Source organism: Thiohalobacter thiocyanaticus (assembly GCF_003932505.1).
Classification (GTDB): Bacteria; Pseudomonadota; Gammaproteobacteria; order Thiohalobacterales; family Thiohalobacteraceae; genus Thiohalobacter; species Thiohalobacter thiocyanaticus.
Genome location: NZ_QZMU01000001.1, coordinates 1,847,812 through 1,870,508, shown reverse-complemented (window position 1 = coordinate 1,870,508; position 22,697 = coordinate 1,847,812). Strand labels below are relative to the sequence as shown.

Annotated in this window: 22 protein-coding genes; 17 read left to right on the top strand and 5 right to left on the bottom strand. The window is 66.1% G+C overall.

Going from position 1 to position 22,697, the window contains the following annotated elements; all coding sequences use genetic code 11:
* The first annotated feature begins 42 nt into the window (after nucleotides 1-42).
* The 3 genes from D6C00_RS08815 (at nucleotide 43) to D6C00_RS08805 (ending at nucleotide 3,015) form a co-directional block, all read left to right on the top strand.
* Nucleotides 43-576: a gluconate 2-dehydrogenase subunit 3 family protein gene (locus D6C00_RS08815; RefSeq protein ID WP_125181384.1), complete on the top strand. Its 534-nt coding sequence runs from the start codon at nucleotides 43-45 to the stop codon at nucleotides 574-576.
* Complete coding sequence (locus D6C00_RS08810) at nucleotides 566-2,260, top strand: GMC family oxidoreductase (RefSeq protein WP_125181383.1); 1,695 nt, start codon at nucleotides 566-568, stop codon at nucleotides 2,258-2,260. Before D6C00_RS08815 ends, D6C00_RS08810 begins: the two co-directional genes overlap by 11 nt.
* Before the next feature lie 134 nt (nucleotides 2,261-2,394).
* Complete coding sequence (locus tag D6C00_RS08805) at nucleotides 2,395-3,015, top strand: class I SAM-dependent methyltransferase (RefSeq protein WP_125181382.1); 621 nt, start codon at nucleotides 2,395-2,397, stop codon at nucleotides 3,013-3,015.
* 22 nt (nucleotides 3,016-3,037) lie between these two features.
* On the opposite strand, the gene D6C00_RS08800 is transcribed toward D6C00_RS08805, so the two are convergent.
* Complete coding sequence (locus tag D6C00_RS08800) at nucleotides 3,038-3,529, bottom strand: hypothetical protein (protein ID WP_125181381.1); 492 nt, start codon at nucleotides 3,527-3,529, stop codon at nucleotides 3,038-3,040.
* A 198-nt stretch (nucleotides 3,530-3,727) separates the two neighbouring features.
* Between D6C00_RS08800 and hspQ the strand changes: the two genes are divergently transcribed.
* From hspQ to mdoH, 8 genes are all read left to right on the top strand, one after another.
* A complete protein-coding gene (gene hspQ, locus D6C00_RS08795) occupies nucleotides 3,728-4,057 on the top strand; it encodes a heat shock protein HspQ (protein ID WP_125181380.1) in 330 nt (109 codons plus the stop codon).
* 78 nt (nucleotides 4,058-4,135) lie between these two features.
* Nucleotides 4,136-4,579 carry a YaiI/YqxD family protein gene (locus D6C00_RS08790; protein ID WP_125181379.1) on the top strand — a complete coding sequence of 148 codons (444 nt, stop codon included), beginning with the start codon at nucleotides 4,136-4,138 and terminating at the stop codon, nucleotides 4,577-4,579.
* Between the two features lie 130 nt (nucleotides 4,580-4,709).
* Nucleotides 4,710-5,939: an ATP-grasp domain-containing protein gene (locus tag D6C00_RS08785; protein WP_206609599.1), complete on the top strand. Its 1,230-nt coding sequence runs from the start codon at nucleotides 4,710-4,712 to the stop codon at nucleotides 5,937-5,939.
* 12 nt (nucleotides 5,940-5,951) lie between these two features.
* Nucleotides 5,952-7,964: a CocE/NonD family hydrolase gene (locus D6C00_RS08780; protein WP_125181377.1), complete on the top strand. Its 2,013-nt coding sequence runs from the start codon at nucleotides 5,952-5,954 to the stop codon at nucleotides 7,962-7,964.
* Nucleotides 7,965-8,123: 159 nt separating this feature from the next.
* A complete protein-coding gene (locus D6C00_RS08775; protein WP_158675370.1) occupies nucleotides 8,124-8,873 on the top strand; it encodes a ParA family protein in 750 nt (249 codons plus the stop codon).
* Nucleotides 8,874-9,078: 205 nt separating this feature from the next.
* A complete protein-coding gene (locus D6C00_RS08770; protein WP_206609535.1) occupies nucleotides 9,079-10,632 on the top strand; it encodes a glucan biosynthesis protein G in 1,554 nt (517 codons plus the stop codon).
* On the top strand, nucleotides 10,629-10,886 hold the full coding sequence (locus tag D6C00_RS08765) for a hypothetical protein (protein WP_125181375.1): 258 nt from the start codon (nucleotides 10,629-10,631) through the stop codon (nucleotides 10,884-10,886). The genes D6C00_RS08770 and D6C00_RS08765 overlap by 4 nt, the downstream gene beginning before the upstream one ends.
* A 410-nt stretch (nucleotides 10,887-11,296) precedes the next feature.
* Complete coding sequence (mdoH, locus tag D6C00_RS08760; RefSeq protein WP_125181374.1) at nucleotides 11,297-13,042, top strand: glucans biosynthesis glucosyltransferase MdoH; 1,746 nt, start codon at nucleotides 11,297-11,299, stop codon at nucleotides 13,040-13,042.
* A 58-nt stretch (nucleotides 13,043-13,100) separates the two neighbouring features.
* Here mdoH and D6C00_RS08755 read toward each other — a convergent pair whose 3' ends face one another.
* Nucleotides 13,101-13,409, bottom strand: a complete 309-nt coding sequence (locus D6C00_RS08755; RefSeq protein WP_125181373.1) for a hypothetical protein — start codon at nucleotides 13,407-13,409, stop codon at nucleotides 13,101-13,103.
* Nucleotides 13,410-13,824: 415 nt separating this feature from the next.
* Between D6C00_RS08755 and D6C00_RS08750 the strand changes: the two genes are divergently transcribed.
* On the top strand, nucleotides 13,825-14,295 hold the full coding sequence (locus tag D6C00_RS08750; protein ID WP_158675369.1) for a bacteriohemerythrin: 471 nt from the start codon (nucleotides 13,825-13,827) through the stop codon (nucleotides 14,293-14,295).
* Between the two features lie 81 nt (nucleotides 14,296-14,376).
* Here D6C00_RS08750 and D6C00_RS08745 read toward each other — a convergent pair whose 3' ends face one another.
* On the bottom strand, nucleotides 14,377-14,892 hold the full coding sequence (locus D6C00_RS08745; protein ID WP_125181371.1) for a C40 family peptidase: 516 nt from the start codon (nucleotides 14,890-14,892) through the stop codon (nucleotides 14,377-14,379).
* Nucleotides 14,893-15,067: 175 nt separating this feature from the next.
* On the opposite strand from D6C00_RS08745, the gene D6C00_RS08740 reads away from it, so the two are divergent.
* From D6C00_RS08740 to D6C00_RS08730, 3 genes are all read left to right on the top strand, one after another.
* Complete coding sequence (locus tag D6C00_RS08740) at nucleotides 15,068-15,496, top strand: CBS domain-containing protein (RefSeq protein ID WP_125181370.1); 429 nt, start codon at nucleotides 15,068-15,070, stop codon at nucleotides 15,494-15,496.
* 52 nt (nucleotides 15,497-15,548) lie between these two features.
* Nucleotides 15,549-16,238, top strand: a complete 690-nt coding sequence (locus D6C00_RS08735; RefSeq protein ID WP_125181369.1) for a VIT1/CCC1 transporter family protein — start codon at nucleotides 15,549-15,551, stop codon at nucleotides 16,236-16,238.
* Nucleotides 16,239-16,299: 61 nt separating this feature from the next.
* A complete protein-coding gene (locus tag D6C00_RS08730; RefSeq protein WP_125181368.1) occupies nucleotides 16,300-16,902 on the top strand; it encodes a DUF6940 family protein in 603 nt (200 codons plus the stop codon).
* A 15-nt stretch (nucleotides 16,903-16,917) separates the two neighbouring features.
* On the opposite strand, the gene D6C00_RS08725 is transcribed toward D6C00_RS08730, so the two are convergent.
* Nucleotides 16,918-19,605: a bifunctional acetate--CoA ligase family protein/GNAT family N-acetyltransferase gene (locus D6C00_RS08725; protein WP_125181367.1), complete on the bottom strand. Its 2,688-nt coding sequence runs from the start codon at nucleotides 19,603-19,605 to the stop codon at nucleotides 16,918-16,920.
* Between the two features lie 102 nt (nucleotides 19,606-19,707).
* Between D6C00_RS08725 and D6C00_RS08720 the strand changes: the two genes are divergently transcribed.
* Together D6C00_RS08720 and D6C00_RS08715 are read left to right on the top strand one after the other, a co-directional pair.
* Nucleotides 19,708-20,640, top strand: coding sequence for a histone deacetylase family protein (locus tag D6C00_RS08720; RefSeq protein WP_125181366.1), 933 nt, complete (start codon nucleotides 19,708-19,710; stop codon nucleotides 20,638-20,640).
* 269 nt (nucleotides 20,641-20,909) lie between these two features.
* Nucleotides 20,910-21,206, top strand: coding sequence for a hypothetical protein (locus D6C00_RS08715; RefSeq protein ID WP_125181365.1), 297 nt, complete (start codon nucleotides 20,910-20,912; stop codon nucleotides 21,204-21,206).
* Between the two features lie 12 nt (nucleotides 21,207-21,218).
* On the opposite strand, the gene D6C00_RS08710 is transcribed toward D6C00_RS08715, so the two are convergent.
* Complete coding sequence (locus D6C00_RS08710; RefSeq protein ID WP_125181364.1) at nucleotides 21,219-22,697, bottom strand: 2Fe-2S iron-sulfur cluster-binding protein; 1,479 nt, start codon at nucleotides 22,695-22,697, stop codon at nucleotides 21,219-21,221.

Below are 22,697 nucleotides of genomic sequence, written 5' to 3'. Positions count from 1 at the left end.
CCCGGCCGGCATCAGCGTTGCGCCACCGCATAAGGAGAGACCGTGCCGAGGATTGCACTCACACGCCGGGTGTTTCTGCTGCTCACCGGTGCCGGTGTGCTGGGTGCATTGCCGCTGGCCCGATGGCTGGGACACCGGCGCGAGCCGTTGCAGGTGCTGCAGACAGGTTTGCGGCCGAGCCTGCGGCAGTGCCTGGATACCCTGCTGCCCGCCGACGCGCTTACCCCGGCCGCCACCGAACTGGACCTGGACACAGAACTGCTTGCCGCCCTGGCGCGGCTGCCGGCACGCTACAGCCGCCTCTGCCTGCAGGGGCTGGAGTGGTGCGAACAACGGGCCCGTGAGCGCCACGACCGGGACTTTGCCCGGCTCGGGCCCGCGGAATGCGACGCCATCCTGCAGCAGGCTGCCGACGCGCCGGCCGCAAGCATGCCGGCACGCTTCATCCGGCATCTGCGCGATCAGGCCTTCGAGCTGTACTACGCCCACCCCGAGGCACTGACCGGCATGGCGGGGTCCGGGCCGCCGCAGCCCATGGGGTATCCCCGCTACGCGGAGCCCCCGGGTGAAGCCTGACGCCGATGTCGATGTGATCGTGATCGGGGCCGGCCCGGGCGGCGGCAGCTGCGCCTGGGCGCTGGCGCGCAGCGGGGTCCGGGTGCTGCTGCTGGATGCCGGCCCCGCCTATGATCCGGCCACCGACTACCGCCTGCATCGGCATGACTGGGAGCAGGGCGGTTTCCCCGACCGGGCACCTGCGCATGACAGTTACAGCTTCGCCCCGCTGCAGCCACTGGAGCCGCGCTGGGATGAGCTGCGTTCCTGGAGCCATATCCACGGCCGCTTCACCCGCGGGGAGCGACGGCGCGGCTGGCGCTATCACCATGTCCAGGGCATCGGGGGCAGTACTCTTCATTTCAGCGGCGAGGCCCATCGCCTGCATCCGCGCGCTATGCAGCTGCAGCGCGACTTCGGCGCGGCAGCGGACTGGCCGTTTGATTATGCCGGGCTGGAACCCTTCTATGAGCAGGCCGAGTCGCTCATCGGGGTCACCGGCCCGGCGTCGGACCGCTCGCGCCCGCGGCGCCGACCCTATCCGCAACCGGCCCATCCGCCCAGTCACGCCGGCAGCCGTCTGCTGGCCGCCGGTCATCGGCTGGGACAGCACTGGCAGGCCAACAGCCTGGCCGCCCTGTCCCGGCCCCATGCCGGGCGGCCGGCCTGTAACTACTGCGCCAACTGTGCCCGCGGCTGTCCGCGCGGCGACAAGGGCAGTGCCGATGTCACCTTCATCCAGCAGGCGCGTGCCAGCGGCCGCTGCCGGGTCCTGCCCGGCACCCGCGTGCAACGCCTGATCGCCGGCCCCGACCACCGCATCCGCGCGCTGGAATACATTGACACCGAGGGCCGACGCGGCAGGCTCAGCGCGCGCATCATTGTGCTCGCCGCCGGCGCGGTGCAGACCCCGCGCCTGCTGCTGCTCTCGGACAATGCCCATGCCCCGACGGGCGTGGGCAATGCCACCGGCCAGGTCGGCCGGCATTTCATGGAGACCCTGGCCTGGACCAGCTCCGCCCTGCATCCCGAGCCGCTCGGCAGCCATCGCGGCCTGCCCATGGATGTCGTGTGCTGGGACTACAACGCGCCGGACGCCATCGACGGCCTGATCGGCGGCTGCCGCTTCGCCGCCGGCACCGCCGAGGCCGACCTGCTCGGACCGATCAACTATGCCCGCCGCGTGGTTCCGGGCTGGGGACGGGAGCACAAGCAGCGGCTGCGCGAGCGCTTCGGCCGGGCATTGTCCGTGGTCGCCATCGGCGAGTTCCTGCCCAACGACCGGACCTACATCGATCTCGACCCCGAGCGCACAGACGCGCACGGCCTGCCACTGGCACGCATCCACAGTTATATCGACGAGCCGGCCTGCCGGCGGCTGCAGTTCATGGCCCGGACCTGCCGCGAGCTGCTGCAGGCGGCGGGGGCCGGGGCGCCCTTCGAGGAATACGGCAGCTACGACCTGTTCAGTGCGACCCATGTCTTCGGCGGTGCCCGCCTGGGACACGACCCGGAGCATTCGGTGGTCAACGCGGACGGCCGGGTACACGACTGGCGCAACCTCTATATCTCCGACGCCAGCCTGTTCCCGAGCAGCGGCGGCGGCGAATCACCGTCGCTGACCATCGCCGCACTGGGCATCCGCATTGCGGAGAAGATACGCGCGGCGCTGCAGTCGGGCACGGACCGGCGCCCGAAAGCATGACGTGATCCGGCCGGGTCCCTGCCGGCCGCCGATTGCGCGCAATGTGATCCAGCCCGCGGTTTCATGTATTGCGGTGTCCTTCCCGGCTTCTATATTCGGTTTACCACTCCCTGAATAACCAACCCGGGGTTGGCATGAACCTGTTCTACAGCATCGGCTACCGGCTCGGATTCACCCCCTGGGAGAATGCCGTCACCCACCCGCCCGCCTACGCCCGGGTCGCATCCCTGTTCGACCACGAGGAGCGTGGCATGCAGCCCCCCTACGGACGAGCGCTGGATCTCGGCTGCGGACGCGGGCACTGGGCGATCGTACTGGCCCAGCGCGGCTGGGAGGTGACCGGAGTCGAGCGGGTTGCCCCGGCCGCCCGGGCAGCGCGCACCTATGCCCGTGTCACCGGACTGCCGATCGAGATCGTCGAGGGTGATGTGACCGCGTTGCGGGCGGCCGGTCTTGCGCCCGGCTACCGGCTGATCTGGGATTTCGGCACCTTGCACGGCATGTCGCCCGCCCAGCGTGAGGCGACGGGAGAGGAGGTGAGCGCCCTGGCCACTGAGGACGCGACGGCGCTCATTCTCGCCTGGGCGCCGGGCCGCCGCGCGCCGCTTCCTCGCGGGGCCAGCCGGGAGGATATTCAGTCCGTTTTCCCCGACTGGGAGATCACCGACGAATCAGCCTTCGATGTCATGGGGCTGCCGTCGCTGCTAAGGAAGGTCGACCCGCGCGTCTACCGCCTTCGGCGCAAGGCCACCTAGGCAAACGACTGCAGACAGCGCTTCAGCCAACCGCCCTGTGCGACACCCGCAGCTGCAGCCGTATGCTGCGTTCATCGGCGCGCACGTCGGCGATACGCACGCGGTTGCGCAGGGCGGCGGGAATGCGCCGGCCCCACTGGTGCCCCTCCATGAAGTGATCCAGGTTCAGACGCAGGCGCTCGCCCTGGCGGTCCACGCCGTCCAGCGCGGCGAGCGCGGCGAGCATGGGGGATTTCACCGGAAAGGGCTGGATCTTCTCGGGCACCAGCACCAGGCCGCGCGGAGGGTCGTCGGGGCCGGGCGCTTCCAGCCGGAAGCGGGCATTGAATTCGATCCAGATACCGGCCTTCCTGCGGCCGGTGATGCTCAGGTGCGTGGGGCTGGCGGGCCGGATCCGCAGGTCTTCGAGACTGTCCCCGGCCAGCCGACGGCACAGCCGCTCAAGCACGGCGCCTGGCACGGGCAGGTTAACGCCTTCCCGGGCGGCCCGGTAGGCCCACCAGGATACAGTCATCAGTCCTTTTGCCCACAGACGCGCCATGGCTTTCCCTCTCGCGGTGAAACGCCAGCTTAGCGGATTCTGCCGGCCGGGTCAGGCAGCCGCCGGGACAATCCATCGGAAGATGCGTGGCCTTTGGGCCGGCAGACCGGATGTGGCTTGTTATACTCGGAGTCCGTTCCACGACCGATCCAAGCAAAGGGTGAAGCCGCCATGGGTGAAGTCATTGAATTCAGACGCGCTAAATTCAGCGTCGGCGACATCATCCACCACAAGCGCTTCGACTATCGCGGCGTGGTGGTGGACGTGGACCCGATCTTCCAGGGCACCGACGAATGGTACGAGCAGGTGGCGCGTTCCCGTCCGCCGAAGGACAAGCCCTGGTACCATGTGCTGGTGCACGGCTCGGACCAGATGACCTATGTGGCGGAACGGCATCTGGAAACCGACGAGAGCGGCGAGCCGATACAACATCCGCTGCTGGAACTGTATTTCTCGCGGCTGGAGAACGGGCGGTATGTGCAGGAGGGGAAGGCGAATTAGCAGGCAGTTACGGTTGCACCCTCACACCCTCCCCGGCATTTTATGCCCTACGGGTACCCCCATCCCGGGGGAGGAGTAATGGACATCTGGGTCGATGCGGACGCATGCCCCGCGGTGATCAAGGACATCCTGTTCCGGGCGGCCACCCGCACCGGGACCCGACTCACCCTGGTGGCCAACCAGCCGCTGCGGGCGCCCAAATCCCCTGTCATCCATACCCTGCAGGTCGGCGCCGGCTTCGACGTGGCGGATGATGCCATCGTCGAGCGGGTCCAGCCTGGCGACCTGGTCATCACCGCCGACATCCCGCTGGCCGACGCAGTCATCAGCAAGGGGGCGCGTGCGCTCAACCCGCGCGGCGAGCTCTACACCGAGGAGAACATCAAGGCGACGCTGAACATGCGCGACTTCATGGACACCCTGCGTTCCAGCGGCATCCAGACCGGCGGCGCGGCCGCCCTGAACCAGCGCGACCGCCAGGAGTTCGCCAACCAGCTGGACCGGTTGCTGGCCCATACCTGACCTGCGTCATTGCCCGCCGGCGCCGCGGCCCGGATCATGCCTGTATACGGCCACGGATCGCAGGCAGCGGGAGCCAGGAACGGTGAAGAACATCTTTGTGCTCGGAGCCGACGCCTTCAACCTTGCCCAGATGCGCGAGTTGCCCGGCGCGCAGGACTACCGCTTTCACGAGCTGTTCACCCATGCTGATGTAAAGGCCGGTCCGGCGATTCCGGTGCAGAAGCTGCACGACGGGGCGCTGGAACAGCTGCATGCGTTCGAGGGTTCCATCGACGCCATCGTCGGCTATTGGGATTTTCCTGTCAGCACCCTGCTGCCGCTGCTGTGCCGGACCTTCGGCCTGCCCTCGCCGAGCTTCGAAGCCACGCTCAAGTGCGAGCACAAGTTCTGGAGCCGGCTGGAGCAACAGCAGGTCATTCCTGATTTTATCCCACCCTTCTGCGCCGTGGACCCCTTCGCCGACAATCCACGCAGCCAGATCACGCTGGACTACCCCTTCTGGATCAAGCCGGTGAAGGCGGCCTCCTCGCACCTGGCTTTCCGCGTGGACGGCGACAGTTCACTGGAGCATGCGCTGAAGAGGATCCGCGCCAGCATCTACCGCTTCGCCGAGCCGTTCAACTACCTGCTGGACTTCGCCGAGCTGCCGGCGTCGGTCGCGTCCGTCGACGGCCACCACTGCATCGCCGAAGGTGTGATCTCGCGCGGCCGGCAGTGCACGCTGGAGGGTTATGTCTATCAGGGAGAGGTGCAGGTCTATGGCGCGGTCGACTCCATCCGCCAGGGCCGGCACCGATCCAGCTTTGCCCGCTATCAATACCCCTCCCGCATTCCACGCCGGGTGCAGCAGCGGATGCATGCCATCACCGACCGCTTCCTGACCCACATCGGGTTCGACAACGGACCCTTCAATATCGAGTTCTACTGGGATAACCAATGCGACAGGCTGTGGCTGTTGGAGATCAATACCCGCATTTCCAAATCCCACTGCCCGCTGTTCCGCGCCGTCGACGGGGCCAGCCACCACAAGGTAATGCTCGACCTGAGTCTGGGACAGCGACCGGCCTTCCCACACCGGCAGGGCACCTGGCCCTGTGCGGCCAAGTTCATGTGGCGCCTGTACGAAGATGCTATGGTTAAACGCATACCGTCGGCTGCTGAGATCGAGGCAATACGAACCCGCTTTCCCGGCACCGAGATCCAGCTGCATATCCAGCCCGGGATGCGGCTGTCGGAGCTGCGGGACCAGGACAGCTACAGCTACGAGATCGCAGTGATCTTCGCGGGCGGTCAAAGCCAGACGGAACTGCTGGAGAAGTATCGCGCCATCCAGCGGGCGCTACGACTGGAATTCGAATGAACAGGAACAGTCATGCAGATCGTTGACACCTTCCCCAATCCGGTCCGTCACATCGAGCATGCCTGGATCCCGATGCCGGACGGCACCCGGCTGGCCGCGCGCATCTGGCTGCCGGCGGACGCCGAGGACAACCCGGTGCCGGCGATCCTGGAATACATCCCCTACCGCAAGCGCGACGGCGTGCGACTGCGCGACGAGACCATGCACCCCTGGTTCGCCGGCCACGGCTATGCCGGCGTGCGCGTGGATATCCGCGGCAGCGGCGACTCGGAGGGGGTGCTGACCGACGAGTACCTGCAGCAGGAACTGGACGACGGGGTGGCCATCATCGAGTGGCTGGCCGAGCAGCCCTGGTGCAGCGGCCGGGTCGGCATGATCGGCATCTCCTGGGGCGGCTTCAACGGGCTGCAGATCGCCGCCCTGCAGCCGGCCGCCCTCAAGGCCGTGGTGAGCGTGTGTTCCACCGACGACCGTTACGCCGACGATGTTCACTACATGGGCGGCTGCCTGCTGGGCGACAACCTGTCCTGGGCCTCGACCATGTTCGCCTACAACTCGCTGCCACCGGACCCGGAGATCGTCGGCGAGCGCTGGCGCGAGCTGTGGTTTCAACGCCTGGAGGGCAGCGGGCTGTGGCTGGACACCTGGCTCACGCATCAGCACCGCGACGAATACTGGCGGCACGGCTCCATCTGCGAGGACTTCTCGAAGGTGCAGACGCCGGTGATGGCGGTCAGCGGCTGGGCCGACGGTTACAGCAACGCGGTGTTCCGGCTGCTGGCCAACCTGCCCGGACCACGTCAGGGCCTGATCGGACCCTGGAGCCACAAGTATCCGCACCTCGGCGTGCCTGGCCCGGCCATCGGCTTTCTGCAGGAATGCCTGCGCTGGTGGGACCACTGGCTGAAGGATCGCGACACCGGCATCATGGACGAACCCATGCTGCGTGCCTGGATGCTGGAGAGCATGCCGCCCTCGACCTTCTATCATCAGCGCTATGGGCGTTGGGTGAGCGAGCCCGCCTGGCCCTCGCCCAACATCACCACCCGCACCTACAAACTGGCCGAGTACCGGCTGGTCGACGAGAACACCGAGGTGCCTGAACGCGAACTGCGGCTGCAGTCGCCGCTCAGCAACGGCCTGTTCGCCGGCAAATGGTGCTCCTACAGTGCCACGCCTGACCTGCCGCACGACCAGCGCGAGGAGGACGGCGGCGCGTTGCTGTTCACCACCGAGCCATTTGAAGAGGGCTTCGAGATCCTGGGCGCGCCGGTACTGGATCTGGAACTCTCGGCCAGCCGGCCGGTGGCGATGATCGCGGTGCGTCTGTCCGACATGCGCCCGGACAACAAGGTCGCACGCGTGACCTATGGCATGCTCAACCTCACCCACCGCGACAGCCATGCCGATCCGAGCCCGCTCGAGCCCGGCAAACGCTACCGGGTACAGGTACAGCTCAATGATGTCGCCCAACGCTTTCCGCGGGGGCACCGCATCCGCCTGGCCATCTCCACTTCCTACTTCCCGCTGGCCTGGCCACCGCCCGAGTCCACCCAGGTGCGGATCTACACCGGCACCTGCTGCCTGCGCCTGCCGGTACGCCCACCGCGCGATGAGTCGATCAGCTTTCCCGAAGCGCAGGCCGCGGCCAGCGGCCCGATGCAGCAGTTGCGCCCGGGCCACCAGGACTGGCGGGTCATCCGCGAGTTGGATCAAGACGTCTCCACCCTGGAGGTGATCAACGATGCCGGCAGCTACCGGCTGCAGGACATCGACCTGGTGGTCACCCGCAAGACCGAGGAGTGGTATTCCTACCAGGGTGACGACTTCCACTCCCCCCGCGGCGAGACCCTGTGGGTGCGCGGCCTGAAGCGCGGCGACTGGTCGGTGGAGACCGTCACGCGGACCGTACTGCGCGCCGACGCCGGCTTTTTCTACCTCGACGCCGAGCTCGATGCCTATGAGGGCGACCGCCGGGTGTATTCGCAGAACTGGAACCGGCGCGTCAGGCGTCAGCTGGTATAAGGGGCGACGCAATCATGTGTCAAAAACCCGATGCAACTCCCGCCTGCTGCCTCATCACCCTCGTTCACGACGATTCACTGTCACTGTTTTATTATTCGCCGGCAGGCGTATATTAGGGACCTCTCGCATCAACCACAGCACTGCCGGGTCCGGAACGCCATGCTACGCATCATCATCATGAACGCCAAAGGCGGTTGCGGTAAAACCACTGTGGCAACCAACCTCGCCAGCTACTATGCCCACCAGGGTGTGGGCACGGCCCTGTTCGATTACGACCCCCAGGGCTCGGCCATGCGCTGGGCCGCGCAGCGGCCGCAGGGCCGTGCCGCGATCTACCACCTGGCCGCCCACAGACCGCCCCGGCCCGGCATGACGCGCGCCTTTCACATGCGTGTGCCACCCGACACCCGCCGCATCATCATCGACACCCCAGCCGGTTTCGACGGGATCGACTTCGAGGACCGGGTGGCCGAGGCGGATGTCATCCTGATCCCCATGCTGCAGTCCGCGATCGACATTCAGTCCTCGGCGGATTTCATTCGCGACCTGCTGTTGAAGGGACGGGTACGGGCGCAGAACAAGGTGCTAGGCATCATCGCCAACCGACTGCGCTTCAATACCCGTTCGCTGATCAAGCTCGAACGGTTCCTGGATGAGCTGGGCATTCCGGTGGCCGCGCGCCTGCGCGACACCCAGCAGTACCTCCAGGCCAGCGAGGAAGGATTGGGCATACACGAGCTGGACTACCGGGAACACAGCCGCGACGCCGCTCCCTGGCAACAGCTGTGCGACTGGCTCGACCGTATCGAGCTGTCCCGCCAGGCGGGTATGACGGGAGAGCTGCAGCTCCCGGCGCAGCCGGTCGGCGGGCACCCCGACAAGGATTCAGGGATAAACCGGGACCGGTAAGACAGTCCCGCACTTTCCAACTGTTCCCTGTCGCCTGACAGCGACAGGAACAAACGGGCGGACTGCCCACCCAGCCGCGCCCGAACCCGACACAGATCACAGTCCACGGGCGCCCTCCCCGTGCCGGCTTGCATTGTCCGCGCCCCGTATATATGTTGATCGCCCTGCCGAATCCACTGTTACCTGGTATAACATTAGAATTATTATGAAAACCTTCAGAATCCCTCTCAGGGTATGCAGAACGACCGTGCTCCTCATGGGCCTGTGCCTGTCCCTCCAGGCGTCGGCCTTCGGACTCCAGGATGTCATCGCCAGGGCCGAAAAACTGGCCGCCGAGCCCTACCAGGCACCCGAGGCCATCCCCGGTTTCATGCAGGACCTCAGTTACGATGAATTCCGCAGCATCCGTTTCGATCCCGCCCAGCAGCTCTGGTCGAAGAGCAGGACCCGGTTCCAGGTCATGCTGGTCCCCGCCGGCCGCACCTACAGGCTGCCGGTCAGAATCAACATCGTCGATGCCGAGGGCGTGCATCAGTTGCCTTTCCGCAAGGAACTGTTCACCTACGGCGATGACGCACTGAGAAAAAAGATACCGGCCGATCTCGGCTATGCCGGTTTCAAGCTGACCTACCCCATCAACAAGGCCGGCGTGCAGGACCAGTTTCTGGTGTTCGCAGGCGCCAGTTACTTTCGCGGCGTCGGCACCGGCGATCACTTCGGTCTGTCCAAACGCGGCCTGGCGCTCGACACCGGGCTGTTGTCGGGCGAGGAGTTTCCCATCTTCCGGGAGTTCTGGCTGATTCGTCCGCACCCGAAGGCCAGCAACATGAAGGTCTACGGCCTGCTCGACAGCAAGCGCGTCACCGGTGCCTATGAATTCACTATCCATCCGGGTCAGCCGACGCGGGTCGAGGTCAATTCCACCCTGTTCACCCGTGACCGGATCGAGCTGCTGGGCATCGCGCCGCTGACCAGCATGTTCTTCTACGGCGAGAACACCGCCCGGCCGCGCGGCAACTGGCGACCGGAGGTGCACGACTCGGACGGGCTGCTCATCCATGACGGCAGCGGCGAATGGCTGTGGCGTCCGCTGATCAACCCGACCAAGCTGCAGACCTTCAGTTTCTCGACCCGGGATGTGCGTGCCTTCGGGCTGTTCCAGCGCGACGGCGAGTTCGCCTCCTACCAGGATCCGGAAGCGGACTATGAACGGCGGCCGGACGCCTGGGTGAAAACCCGGTCGGACTGGGGTGACGGCCGCATCGTGCTGGTACAGATCCCGACCAGTGACGAGACCAACGACAACATCGTCGCCTTCTGGTCGCCGCCGAACACGGTGGCCGGCGGCAAACGCTTCGACTTCGGCTACGAAATCGATCTGGGCCGCCAGTTGTCACTCGAACACCCGCTCGCCCGGGTGTCCAGCACCTTTGTCGGGCTCGGTGATATCCTTGGTGGGGGCAATGTGAAGAATTCCTACCGGCTGATCGCCGACTTCAAGGGCGGGCCGCTGCAGGGGCTTGGCGCCGACGCCCCGGTCACCGCCGAGGTCAGCGCCATGCTCGGCGGCAAGGTTCTGGAACGGTATGTCGAGTACGTGGAGCAGACCGGCCACTGGCGTCTGTCCATCCTGGCCAGCCCGGCCGAGGGCAAGCCGCTGGAACTGCGCGCCTATCTCAAACGCGACGATACCCAGCTGTCCGAGACCTGGACCTATACGCTGCCAACGGAAAACGACATCAAAGGAAACGGCAAATGATCCCGTATAACGAAGAGCCCTGCATCCAGGCCGTCAACCGCCTGTACTGCTATCTGTGTCATTCGGGACTCCAACCGCAGGCGGCCTGCGAACAGGTCCGCACCTGGATGCAGCAGATCCTGGACTGCCAGGGCGGCATCAATCCGGCGCGGCTCACCCGCAAGGCGCTGTCGCCCGGACAGTCGCGCCTCCCACAACCCGCCCCTGCTCCTCCCCTGCAACGCGGCCATCTCGGCTACCCCGCCATTCGCTGACCGGTTCCCGGTCGGACCCGGCATGACCACCTCGTCTCAGCGTATCCGCAGCGCCGCCCGTAACTGGCACGCCGCCGCCATCCTGCGCCGGCTGTTGATGCTGCTGCTGGTCACGGCCCAGACCGCGGGTGCGACCTATATCATGCTGGGCGTACTTCCCTACCAGGGTTCCACCCTGCTCGAACAGGGGCTGCTGGCACTGTTCGCCGTGCTCTTCGGCTGGATCTCCATCGGTTTCTGGATGGCCGCGTTCGGTTTCGTCATCCGCCGTCTCGGCGGTGATTCCAGAAGCCTGCTCGCGCGCTACCCGCCGGCCTGGCTCGATAACTGCGAACTCGCGCCGACGGCCGTCGTGTTTCCCATCTATCACGAAGACGTGCAGCGCACCTTTGCCGGCGTGAGGGAAACCTATCGGGATTCTCGCCGCCACCGGCCGGCTCGAGGCCTTCGAGTTCTTCATTCTCTCCGACAGCCGCGACCCGGATGTCTGGCTGGAGGAGCAAACGGCCTGGTATCGCCTGTGCGAGGAACTCGACGCCCATGGCCGGCTGCACTACCGGCGCCGCAGCATCAACCTCAACCGCAAGACTGGTAACATCGCCGATTTTCTGCGCCGCTGGGGCGCGCGGTATACCTATATGATAGTCATGGATGCCGACAGCCTGGTCGGCGGCGCCGATCTGGTGCGCATGGTACAGCTGATGCAGGCTGCGCCCCATGTCGGGATCCTGCAGACCAGCCCGCGCATCGTCAATGCCGGCACCGCCTATGCCCGGCTGCAGCAGTTCGGTAATCATCTGTACGGCCCGCTGTTCACCGCCGGCCTGGCCTCGCTGCAGCTGGGCGATGCAGTGTTCTGGGGACACAATGCCGTGATTCGCGTCGCCCCCTTCATGCAGCACTGCGGCCTGCGCCAGCTCACCGGCCGGGGCTTTCTCGGCGGGAACGTGCTCAGCCACGATTTCGTCGAGGCCGCCTTCATGCGCCGCGCCGGCTACGAGGTCTGGCTTGAACCGGAGCTGGCGCAGAGTTACGAGGAGTCCCCACCGAGCCTGATCGACGACCTGACGCGCGACCGGCGCTGGGCCTACGGCAATCTTCAGCACCTGCACTTCCTGTTCCGGCCGGGGATGCGCCTGGCCCACCGTTTCGCCTTTGCCCAGGGCATCATGGCCTACCTGAGCTCACCCCTGTGGTTCCTGTTCCTGGTGCTGGCCACTGCCGAGGTCACCCAGTTCATTTTCTGGCCGGTGGACTACTTTCCCGAATCGCACCAGCTGCATCCGCTGTGGCCGCAGTGGCAGCCCCAGTGGGCGCTGCGCCTGGTCTCCAGCGTGCTGTTCGTGCTGTTCATGCCCAAGCTGCTGGCAGTGATCGACCTGATGCTGGACCGGCCGCGCCTGCGGGCGATGGGGGGTACTGTCCGTATCTTCCTCAGTGCGGGGCTGGAGCTGCTGCTTTCCGTGTTGCTGGCACCGATCCGAATGCTGGCGCATTCACGCTTTGTGGTGGAGACCCTGTTCAATCTGGGAATCCAGTGGGCCGGTCAGAACCGTACCGAGGAACTGCGCTGGCGTGCGGCGCTGCGGCATCACGCGCCCGGCAGTCTGCTGGCCCTGGCCTGGGCGGGGTTTGCCTTCTGGCTCAAGCCGCTGTTCGTGTTCTGGTCCCTGCCCATTGCACTGCCGCTGATCTTCGCCGCGCCGATCTCGGTCTGGCTGAGCCGCTTTCGCAACGGCCTGGCCCTGCGTCGTTCCCGCCTCATGCTCGCGCCTGAGGAATCGCGTCCACCGCCTGTCCTGACCCGGCTGGAGCGCCCGGTACTGCCGGAAGCGGATGGGCTGTCACCCTTCGAGCTGGCGATCGTCGATCCCTGGCGCAATGCCCTGCACCGGCAACTGGCACGGCGCGGCGGCGATCTGGCCGGCAGGGGGGAGATCCGCGCGGTGCTGGTCGAGCAGTGCCGGACGGGTGGCCCCCGGGCCCTGGAGCGGTGGCAGCGCGACTGGCTGGCGCAGGACGCGCCCGCCCTGCAGCGCCTGCACGAGGCCGTCTGGAGCGCGGATGCACCACCGCACTGGAAGCAGGTTATCGGCAGCCTGTGCCGTTCGCCGACGCTGGCGGGCACTGGCGTTCAGCCGTGTCAGTCGAAGTGAAAGCGCATATCAACCCGGCAACCAGCCATGTGGCGATATCCGGTTGCCGGATTGATGCCTAGTCCTGCGGTTCGTAGGGGGCGGGCCGTGGGATGGTGGCCGTGGTCAGGCCCTGGCCTTCGCCGTAGGACAGTGGCTGCCAGGTGGGCGAGCCTCCCCCCTGCTGACTCAGCATCCAGGTGCGTCCGCTCGGCTGTTCGACCATCAGGGTTATCTCGGTCATCCCGCTTTCCGAGACCACCTTGGCCGGTAAGACCTGATAGCTCACTCCCGGTCCGGCCCATGCCGTCTGGAGAAAGGCGATTGCCGCGACCGCCGCCAGGGCCCGCAGCCAGGTCAGTTGTCGCTGATGTCGTCTCTGGTTCACTGTGTCGTTCCCATGAAAATTGGCTTGCCATTGCCGATCCCGTTCAATGTCCGGGATCCTGAGCTCGTTGTGCAAGTCGCATTCCAGTTTTATCGTTTCCGGCAACAGAAACAGGAAACCCTTGCCGGTTAATTGCTTATCCGACTCCGCCGGGCATTAACCCGACTCACATCATGGAATCAGGCCGCCAGCCGCTCCGCACTCGTCAAGAATGCGGCAGCTGTTCACGTTCCATTGCCGGAATACCGCCGGTACAGCGGTGACTCGACGGGCGCGCACAGCTGCCCAGACCGGATCCAGGAGCCTCATCGCGTCCCCGCCTTGACCTTTGTCAGTTCCCCACGGCGATCCGGGGTGCAGCATGTCCGCACTGACCTGGCCCTTGCCGCCAGGCACGAACGCGGAGGAAGCTCAAATGGCACAGAATGCACCCACCCCCCGGGAGCCGCACCCGCCCCGGCTGTTGCGTCATGAGGATCTGCCCAGGGTGGCACTCGCCGAAATGAACGCGGTGCACGAAGACGAGATCGACATGCTGAACGAACTGCTCGTGCTGCTGCCGCAGACAGGGACATACGCCGAGGCCAGGCACGCGCTGGACCACCGGCTGCAGGCGCTGCTCGAGCATCTGCGCACTCACTTCTCCAGCGAGGAGGAACTCATGCGCCGCTACGGTTTTCCGGTCTATCCGATCCACAAGGGCGAGCATGACCGGGTCCGGGCCGAACTGGAACAGATCATCGCGGACTGGCAGACAGACGGTGACCTGTCGGCCCTGCGGCACTACCTGTACGAGGTGTTCCCCGCCTGGATGTTTCAGCACATCGCCAGCATGGACCGGGTCACGGCACTGTTCCTGGCCGAAGCGACTCAGAGTCGGGGATAGACGAAGGCCACGGTCAACACCAGCAGCCCGATGCGCCGGTATGGACCATTACCCTGGACCGGCACGGAGGATCGCGGATCGCTAGAGAAAACTGCCCGCCCCCGCCAGGTACCGACGCCAGTAGGGATTGTCCAGGCTGGCCACCGACACCCGCTTGCCCGAGGAAGGCGCGTGGATGAACCGGCCGCCGCCGATGTAGATACCCACATGGCGGGTCTTGGCATCGGTGAGATCGAAGAACACCAGATCGCCCGGGCGCAGGGCCTGCAGGGAAACCGCGCGGCTGTGGCGGCGCTGACCGCGCGTGGTCCGTGGCACCTCGATACCCAGCTGGCGGTGGCTGAAATAGACCAGGCCGCTGCAATCGAAGCCCTGCCGCGGGCTTGCCCCGCCATAGCGGTAGGGGGTGCCCAGCATCCGTTCGGCATGGGCGACCAGCTGCCGGCGCTGCTGCGGCTGCGGTCGGGAATCGTAATGCCCCTGGGGCAGCGCCGCGCCCGGCTCCGGCACGACCGGCCGCTGCGCGCAGCCGCTCGCGATCAGTCCAAGCAGCGCCAGCAGCGCCAGGCGCAGGCCGAGTGTGGTCAGGTGTTCCATACCGGCCTCCCCCTTACTAATGAGAACGTTAGTATGTTTCCAGTATCGGCCGGGTTCACTGAACCCTGTATGAACAAAGTCACATCTGTATTCAACCCCGCCGTGGGTGGATTCAGTTGCGCGGGGGACTATGCTTGCCAGTATATCGGCACGCCCGCGTATGGAGGGTTCCCGTATGGAGACCATCAAACAGCTGCTGGAGGAAAAGGGTAATCAGGTATGGACCATTCATCCGGAGGCAACGGTTTATGACGCCATTTACCTGATGGCGGAGAAGGAGATTGGCTCGCTGGTGGCAATGGATGAGGCAAGGATCGCCGGCCTGTTCACGGAGCGCGACTACGCCCGCAAGGTCATCCTCAAGGGCCGCGCCTCGAAAAGCACCCGCGTCAGCGACATCATGACCCGCCATGTCCTCTATACCCACGGCGGCCAGACCGTTCACGAGGCCATGGCCATCATGACGAAACGGCGCATCCGCCACCTGCCGGTGCTCGAGGACGGCAGCCTGATCGGGATCATCTCCATGGGAGATCTGGTCAACGCCATCATCGCCGAACAGCAGTTCATCATCGAGCAGCTCGAACACTACATCGCCGGCTGATCGACCTGCAGCCCCCGGCTTATGTTCATGGTTACGAATCGGAGGCCCTGCCATGCCCCACCCTGAACACCATCGCACCCGGCATGTGGGCTGGCTCAGGGCGGCGGTTCTGGGCGCCAACGACGGCATCGTCTCCACCGCCAGCCTGATCGTCGGCGTGGCGGCCTCGCAGGCCACGCATGAACAGGTATTGATTGCAGGCGTTGCCGGGCTGGTGGCCGGAGCAATGTCGATGGCGGCCGGCGAATATGTCTCGGTCAGCTCCCAGTCCGACACCGAACAGGCCGACCTGCAGCGCGAGCGCCGGGAACTGGCCACGAACCGCAAGTACGAACACCGGGAACTGGCCGAGATCTACATCGACCGCGGACTGGACCCCGAACTCGCCCGCCAGGTCGCCGGGCAGCTGATGGAAAAGGATGCCCTTGCGGCCCACGCCCGGGATGAGCTCGGTATCTCCGAGGTGGCCACTGCCCGGCCGATCCAGGCCGCGCTGACCTCGGCGGCCTCCTTCACCGTGGGGGCCGGCCTGCCGCTGCTCGCGGCCGCCCTGGCGTCCCTGGAGCAGCTCATCGCGCTCGTCACTGTCAGCTCCCTGGTCTGTCTCATCGTGCTCGGAACCCTGGCGGCGCAGACCGGCGGCGCGCCCAGACTGATCGGGGCAACGCGGGTCACCTTCTGGGGGGCGCTGGCCATGGGGGCCACCGCCGGTGTGGGTTCGCTGTTCGGTACCGCAATCTAGTGTGGCCCGGTCCTCCGAACACGCACCCTGACGGCAGATGCAGGCGGAATGACGCGGGGCCATGACGGACTCTCGGTTTCACACCACGGCCGAGGATAACGGCCGGGTACGCAAGACCCGGCTGCGTGCCGGCAGCGGAGCGCTGTCCTGGCAGCAGGTGATTTCCCTGTGGCAGGCCGATGCCACCTTCCGCGCGCAGTTCAACCAGTCGCTGGCAGAGGCGCCCTTCGCCGCCTGTTTCTGGGAGACGCCCGCGGTTACACACGCCGGCCTGGAACGGCCGTTCGAGTTTGTCTGCGTGGAGGCGCCGTCGCTGGTTGGCACAAACGCAGACCCGCGCGCCTTTGCCGCGCAGTTCGACCGGCATTGCGGCGAGGATGCCATCGCCGAGTTCAGCAACCTCGGCGGCGACGCCCGGCTGGTCGCCCCCTGCCCAGTGCCGCCCAATGCCTGTTATGCGCATCTGCTCAGCTTCGTGCGGGAAGCACCCGCGGGCCAGCGGGATGCCTTCTGGCGGCGGATCGGCGAGGCGGTCTCCCAGCGGCTTTCCGATTCCCCGCTGTGGCTCAGCACCTCAGGACTGGGGGTGTACTGGCTGCATGCCCGGCTGGACTCGCGGCCGAAATATTACACCTATGCCGCCTATCGCGCGGTGGAGGAGTGACCACGGACGCAGGCGCTACAACCGCCGGCTGATATGCTTGAGCTTGGGGTCCTCCTCGCTGACGCTGACCCTGAAGCCCAGCTTGGCGGCCATGCTCAGCATTTCCTGATTGGCGGCCAGCACCTCGCCCTCGATTTCCTCCAGCCCGCGGTCACGGGCGATCTCCATCAGCCGCGCCATCAGCCGGTTGCCCACGCCTTTGTGCTGCCAATCGTCGGCCACCACGATGGCGAACTCGCAGCTGCGCCCGTCCGGGTTGGTGCTGTAGCGCGCCACGCCGATCTCGCGCTCGCGGCCCTGTTCCCCGACCACGGCAATCAGCGCCATTTCCAGGTCGTAGTCGATCTGGGTGAAACGCACCAGCATCTCGGGTGTGAGTTCCTGCAGCGCCTGCATGAAGCGGAAGTATTTCGACTGCGGTGACAGCCGGCGGATGAAATCCTGTTCGATGTCGGCGTCCTCGGGCCGGATCGGGCGCAGGGTCACGTCGGTGCCGTCGGCCAGCTGGACACTGGTTTCCAGATCCACCGGATAGGGGTGGATCGCCATGTGGGCATAGCGCCGGGCGCCGCCCGGGGGATAGGCCACGGCCAGGCGCGCGTCCACGGCCAGCGCGCCCTGCTCGTCCACGATCAGGGGATTGATGTCCAGCTCCCGCAGCTGCGGCAGCTCGCACACCAGTTCGGAGACGCGCAGCAGCACGTCCTCCAGGGCGGTGAAATCCACGGCGGGAAGGTTACGCCAGGCCTGCAGCATCTTCCAGGCGCGGGTGCGCTCGATCATGCCGCGGGCGATGAAGCGGTTCAGCGGCGGCAGCGACACGCAGCGGTCCTCCATCACCTCGACCATGGTGCCGCCGGCACCGATACTGATGGCCGGGCCGAACACGGGATCCCGCACCACCCCGACCAGCAGTTCGCGGCCGTTGGCCCGGCGGTACATGGGTTCGACCGTCACTCCCCTGAGTTGCGCATCCGGCCGTCGGCTGCGGGCGGTCTCCAGCAGATCATTGAAGGCGCTGCGGACATCGACCGCCCTGGTGATGTTCAGGCGCACACCGGCCACATCCGATTTGTGGCTGATGTCCGGCGAGTTGATCTTCAATGCCACCGGAAAGCCGAGGGTCTCGGCGGCCACCAGGGCGTCGTTGGCGGTGGCGGCCTCCATGGTCGGCACCACCGGCAGGCCGAAGGCGCGCAGCACGGCCTTGGTCTCCAGGATGCTGAGGCTGTCGCGGCCCGTGCTCAGGGCCTCCTCGATGATCAGACGCGCGCCTTCCACGTCCGGTCGGCTGCGCTGTCCCAGAGGGCCGGGCACCTGCAGCAACAGCTCCTGGTTGCGCCGGTAACTGGCCAGATAGGCGAACGCCTCCACGGCGGACTCGGGGGTCTCCAGGTGTGGAATGCCCTGGCGATTGAACAGATCATGAGCGCCGGCGACGTGCGGCCCGCCCATCCAGCAGGTGATGAGCGGCTTGCTGCCCGTGCGGGCCGCCTCGATCACCGCCCCGGCGGCACCCTCGGCATCGGTCATGGCCTGGGGCGTGAGCATGGCCAGCACGCCGTCGACGCCCGGATCGCGGAGACAGGCGCCGACCGCATCGCCATAGCGCTCAGGACCGGCATCGCCCAGTACATCCACCGGGTTGGCGTGGGACCAGTGCGCAGGCAGCGCCTGGTCCAGGGCCTGCAGGGTGGCGGGGCCGAGTTCGGCCAGCTCCACGCCCAGCTCGGCGGCGCGGTCGGTGGCCATCACACCCGGACCACCGCCATTGGTCACAATGGCCAGCCGGTTGCCGCGCAGGCGGCGTTCACCACCGGCCAGGATCTCGGCGGCGTTGAACAACTGCTTGATGGTGTAGGCACGCACGGCACCGGCCCGGCGCAGCGCGGCATGGAAGACATCGTCGCCACCGATCATGGCACCTGTATGCGACATGGCTGCCTGCGAGCCGCCGGCATGACGGCCGGCCTTGACCACCACCACCGGCTTCATGCGCGCGGCGATGCGCAGGCCGCTGAGAAAACTGCGCGCATCCCGGATACCCTCGACATAGAGGAGAATGGAGCGGGTCCAGGGATCCAGCGCCAGGTAGCTGAGCAGATCGCCGAAATCCACATCGGCGGCATCGCCCACCGAGACCATGGCGGAAAAACCGATGCCTTCGGCCTGCGCCCAGTCGAGCACGGCGGTACACAGTGCCCCGGACTGGGACACCAGCGCCAGCTTGCCGCGGCGGGCGATGTTGTGGCTGAAGGTGGCGTTGAGTCCGGCATCCGGCCGCATGATGCCGAGGCAGTTCGGACCCAGGATACGCACACCGTGCTGGCGTGCCGCTTCCAGCAGCTCGCGCTGCAGCCGCTCGCCCGCGTCCCCCGCGCCGGCCTCACCGAAGCCGGCGGACAGGACCACGGCGGCGCGCACCCCGGCCTCGCCGCACTCGGCGATGATGCCGGGCACGCTCGCCGCCGGGGTGGCTATCACAGCCAGGTCCACCGGTTTGCCGATGGCAGCGAGGGTCTTGTAGGCCTTCTGCGCCTGGACCTTGTGATGCTTTGGATTGACCGGATACAGCGCGCCCTTGAACCCGCCCTCGCGCAGGTTGCGAAACAGGATGCTGCCCACCGAGCCGGCACGATCGGAAGCGCCGAACACGGCGATGCTCTTGGGGGCGAACAGTCGGTTGAGGTAATGCGGACCCATTATTCCACCTGCAGATGGCGATACTTGAAGCCTAGACTATAAAGGTATCTGTCTAACAGCCAGGTTGCAGTGATCGGTGCACCGGGCGCAGACTTGGCACTCATGACCATCGCCTTCATCTCGCATCCCGACTGCCTGCTGCACGAGAACAGCCCCGGGCACCCCGAAAGCCCGCAGCGTCTGCTGGCCATCAACGACTACCTGCTGTCCACCGGACTGGACCCGGCCCTGCGCCACTTTGACGCGCCGCTGGTCACACCCGGGCAGCTGGGCCGGGCGCACGATCCGGCCTATGTGCAGGCCGTCTTCGACGCCGCACCGGAGCAGGGCAATCGGGCGCTGGATCCGGATACCGGCATGAATACCCATTCACTCAGGGCCGCCCGACGCGCGGCGGGCGCGGCGATCCTGGGCGTGGATCTGGTCATGCGGGACGAGGCCAGCGCCGCTTTCTGCAGTGTGCGCCCACCCGGTCATCACGCCACCCGCAACCGCGCCATGGGCTTCTGCATCTTCAACAATGTGGCTGTCGCCGCCGCCCACGCCCTGGCCGAACATCAGCTCGAGCGTGTGGCCATCGCCGATTTCGATGTGCACCATGGCAACGGCACCGAGGACATCTTCACCGATGACCCGCGGGTGCTGCTGTGTTCCAGCTTCCAGCATCCCTACTATCCGCACACCGGCGCCGAAACCCGGGCGGATCACATCGTCAACGTGCCGCTGCCGGCCGGCACCCGCGGCGATGCCTTCCGGGAGGCCATCCGCGAGCGCTGGCTACCCGCGCTGGACGCCTTTCGCCCGCAGCTGCTGCTGATCTCGGCCGGTTTCGACGGCCATGTGGAGGACGAACTGGCCCAGTTCATGCTCACCGAGGCCGACTACCACTGGATCACCTGCGAACTCAGGGCGGTGGCCGAGGCGCACGCCGGCGGGCGCCTCGTCTCCTGCCTGGAGGGGGGCTATGCCCTGTCCGCGCTCGGCCGCTCGGTGGCCGCACACCTGCGCGGCCTGCTGGGGATGGATACCGTCTGAGGCAGGTTCCAGCCACCGCGCCATATCATGATATTGTAATTATATGATATTTATACTACCGCAGGATCAGATGCTTGCGGATCCCGGTGCGGGCGGCCTTGGCTTATCCGGGCATTGATCTACACTTGAATACCCTGCCTGATGCAGCTTCACGCCGGTCGTACGCTGGACAATTTGACGGATTGGCGTAAGGTAGGGGATCCGGTTGCTCAGACGTATGAAGGGATTCGGCCGGACTTGATCGCCATTCACAACACAGACAACCGATCATGAATCCATCACACAACGCGTCCATCATCGATCTCGAGCCTGACGGGCAAGCCCCGGCGGCGGGGACCGACACCCAGCAGAGCAAGGACGAATTCCTCGACGGCCGCCAGGAAGGCCTCTACGAAGCCTGTCTTATCGTGGACAAGGTCGCCGCCCAGCATGGACACGAGGATCTCGTGGCTGAGGCGCTGGATGCCATGCGCATCCTGATCCGGGAGTCGATTCACACCACCGATCCCGAGGCCATCCGCGTCCGGGTCAACGCCCTGGCCAACGCCGCCGTCACCCGCAGCTGACCCCTGCGCGCGTCAGTCGTGCCGGGTGCGCACCTGCGCCGGCGGCACCCCGCGCGCGATCAGGTATCTGCGGCTGGCCTCGGCCACGGCCTGCGGCCCGCCGATGTAGAAATCGAACACCTTCACGTTGTAGTGCTGCTCGGCCAGTCCGGCCAGGGTGTCGGCGACCCCATCGCGCGCGCCCTCGCCATAGACCGACGGATCGGCCTCCAGACGCACATAATTCACATTGTCGATGGCGTCCTGCCAGGCGCGGCAGAGGTTGTGCAGGTAGGGTTTGCTGCCGTCTGTGGTCACCCAGTAGATGTAGATCTGCTCGGCCACGTCCAGCGCCAGCGCCTGCTCGATCAGGCTCTTGATGGAAGCGAATTCACGGTCCCAGGCGATGAACACCAGCGAATGCACAGATTCGAGATTGAGTACGAAGCCGCCACGCGGGCCTTCCATCTCCAGGGTTTTGACATCGTCCAGCCCCGCGGCCACGCGCGCGGCCAGCGGATTGTCGTCCGCAGTGTTGATATGGAACTCGATCTGGGTCTCGTCGCACGGACAGCTGGCGATGGGATAGCTGGCCTCGGCCTCGTCGATGCGCAGCAGCGCCGACTGACCGGAGAGAAACTGCAGCCGGTGCGGCTCGGCCGGATTCACCATCAGGCCGACCATGCCCTGGCCCAGGTCGTCGACCCGGCGCAGGGTGGCAGGCAGTGTCTGGCTCTCGATCTCTTCGGGTTTGGTGACCTCATCGACCTTCAGCAGCACATCGGTCATGGCCGTGTGCGTGCACATCGTCACATAACCCTCACTCAGCTCGTCTTCCGACAGGCACTCGGCCCAGGCCCGCACCCGCTTGGCCTCGCCGCTGATGAGCCTGGCCCGGCAGCGGCCGCAGCTGCCGTCGGTACAGCCGTATCTGAGCTGCATGCCCGAACGCAGGCCGGCATGCAGCAATGTTTCGCTGCCGTTCAGAAAGAAATCATGGCCGCTCGGCTTGAGCTGCACATGGGCGGCCAGCAGGCGCATGAAGGTATCGGTGGCCAGCACCTCCTCGTGCAGGCCGCGGGCGGTCTGGACCTCGTCGATCTCGGACTCCAGCCACTGGCGGAATTCCTGCACGGCCGGGCTGTCGACGGCGCGTTCCAGCGTATCCAGCTTGTCACTGATACGATTGACCAGCTTGTTGAAGCGGTTGACCCGCGCCCGCGCCGTGCCCAGCTCGTGACTGAGCAGTGTGACGCGCGTGGCCAGCACCTCGGCGTCCGGCAGGTCCTTGGTGTCGAGCACCTTGCCGAAGGCATTCTCGATGATGCGGTCGGCGCGCTCGACCATGCCGCTGGCGTCGAGGTCGGTCTTGGGATAGACCTTGAGCAGCTCGCTCAGGTCCAGCTCGCCCTCGAAGGTGTGCAGCTCGCCGGCGCGGATCTGTTTCTGCAGGGTCGCACGCTTCACGCCCACCAGACGGGCGGCGCGCGACAGACTGATCAGTTGTGCCAT

Bases quoted from the DNA above. Each gene is read 5' to 3' on its own strand.
- D6C00_RS08805 (WP_125181382.1), top strand. From the start codon at position 2,395: ATGAACCTGTTCTACAGCATCGGCTACCGGCTCGGATTCACCCCCTGG.
- D6C00_RS08800 (WP_125181381.1), bottom strand. From the start codon at position 3,529: ATGACTGTATCCTGGTGGGCCTACCGGGCCGCCCGGGAAGGCGTTAAC.
- hspQ (WP_125181380.1), top strand. From the start codon at position 3,728: ATGGGTGAAGTCATTGAATTCAGACGCGCTAAATTCAGCGTCGGCGAC.
- D6C00_RS08790 (WP_125181379.1), top strand. From the start codon at position 4,136: ATGGACATCTGGGTCGATGCGGACGCATGCCCCGCGGTGATCAAGGAC.
- D6C00_RS08785 (WP_206609599.1), top strand. From the start codon at position 4,710: ATGCGCGAGTTGCCCGGCGCGCAGGACTACCGCTTTCACGAGCTGTTC.
- D6C00_RS08780 (WP_125181377.1), top strand. From the start codon at position 5,952: ATGCAGATCGTTGACACCTTCCCCAATCCGGTCCGTCACATCGAGCAT.
- D6C00_RS08775 (WP_158675370.1), top strand. From the start codon at position 8,124: ATGCTACGCATCATCATCATGAACGCCAAAGGCGGTTGCGGTAAAACC.
- D6C00_RS08770 (WP_206609535.1), top strand. From the start codon at position 9,079: ATGAAAACCTTCAGAATCCCTCTCAGGGTATGCAGAACGACCGTGCTC.
- D6C00_RS08765 (WP_125181375.1), top strand. From the start codon at position 10,629: ATGATCCCGTATAACGAAGAGCCCTGCATCCAGGCCGTCAACCGCCTG.
- D6C00_RS08750 (WP_158675369.1), top strand. From the start codon at position 13,825: ATGGCACAGAATGCACCCACCCCCCGGGAGCCGCACCCGCCCCGGCTG.
- D6C00_RS08745 (WP_125181371.1), bottom strand. From the start codon at position 14,892: ATGGAACACCTGACCACACTCGGCCTGCGCCTGGCGCTGCTGGCGCTG.
- D6C00_RS08740 (WP_125181370.1), top strand. From the start codon at position 15,068: ATGGAGACCATCAAACAGCTGCTGGAGGAAAAGGGTAATCAGGTATGG.
- D6C00_RS08735 (WP_125181369.1), top strand. From the start codon at position 15,549: ATGCCCCACCCTGAACACCATCGCACCCGGCATGTGGGCTGGCTCAGG.
- D6C00_RS08730 (WP_125181368.1), top strand. From the start codon at position 16,300: ATGACGGACTCTCGGTTTCACACCACGGCCGAGGATAACGGCCGGGTA.
- D6C00_RS08725 (WP_125181367.1), bottom strand. From the start codon at position 19,605: ATGGGTCCGCATTACCTCAACCGACTGTTCGCCCCCAAGAGCATCGCC.
- D6C00_RS08720 (WP_125181366.1), top strand. From the start codon at position 19,708: ATGACCATCGCCTTCATCTCGCATCCCGACTGCCTGCTGCACGAGAAC.
- D6C00_RS08715 (WP_125181365.1), top strand. From the start codon at position 20,910: ATGAATCCATCACACAACGCGTCCATCATCGATCTCGAGCCTGACGGG.
- D6C00_RS08710 (WP_125181364.1), bottom strand. From the start codon at position 22,697: ATGGCACAACTGATCAGTCTGTCGCGCGCCGCCCGTCTGGTGGGCGTG.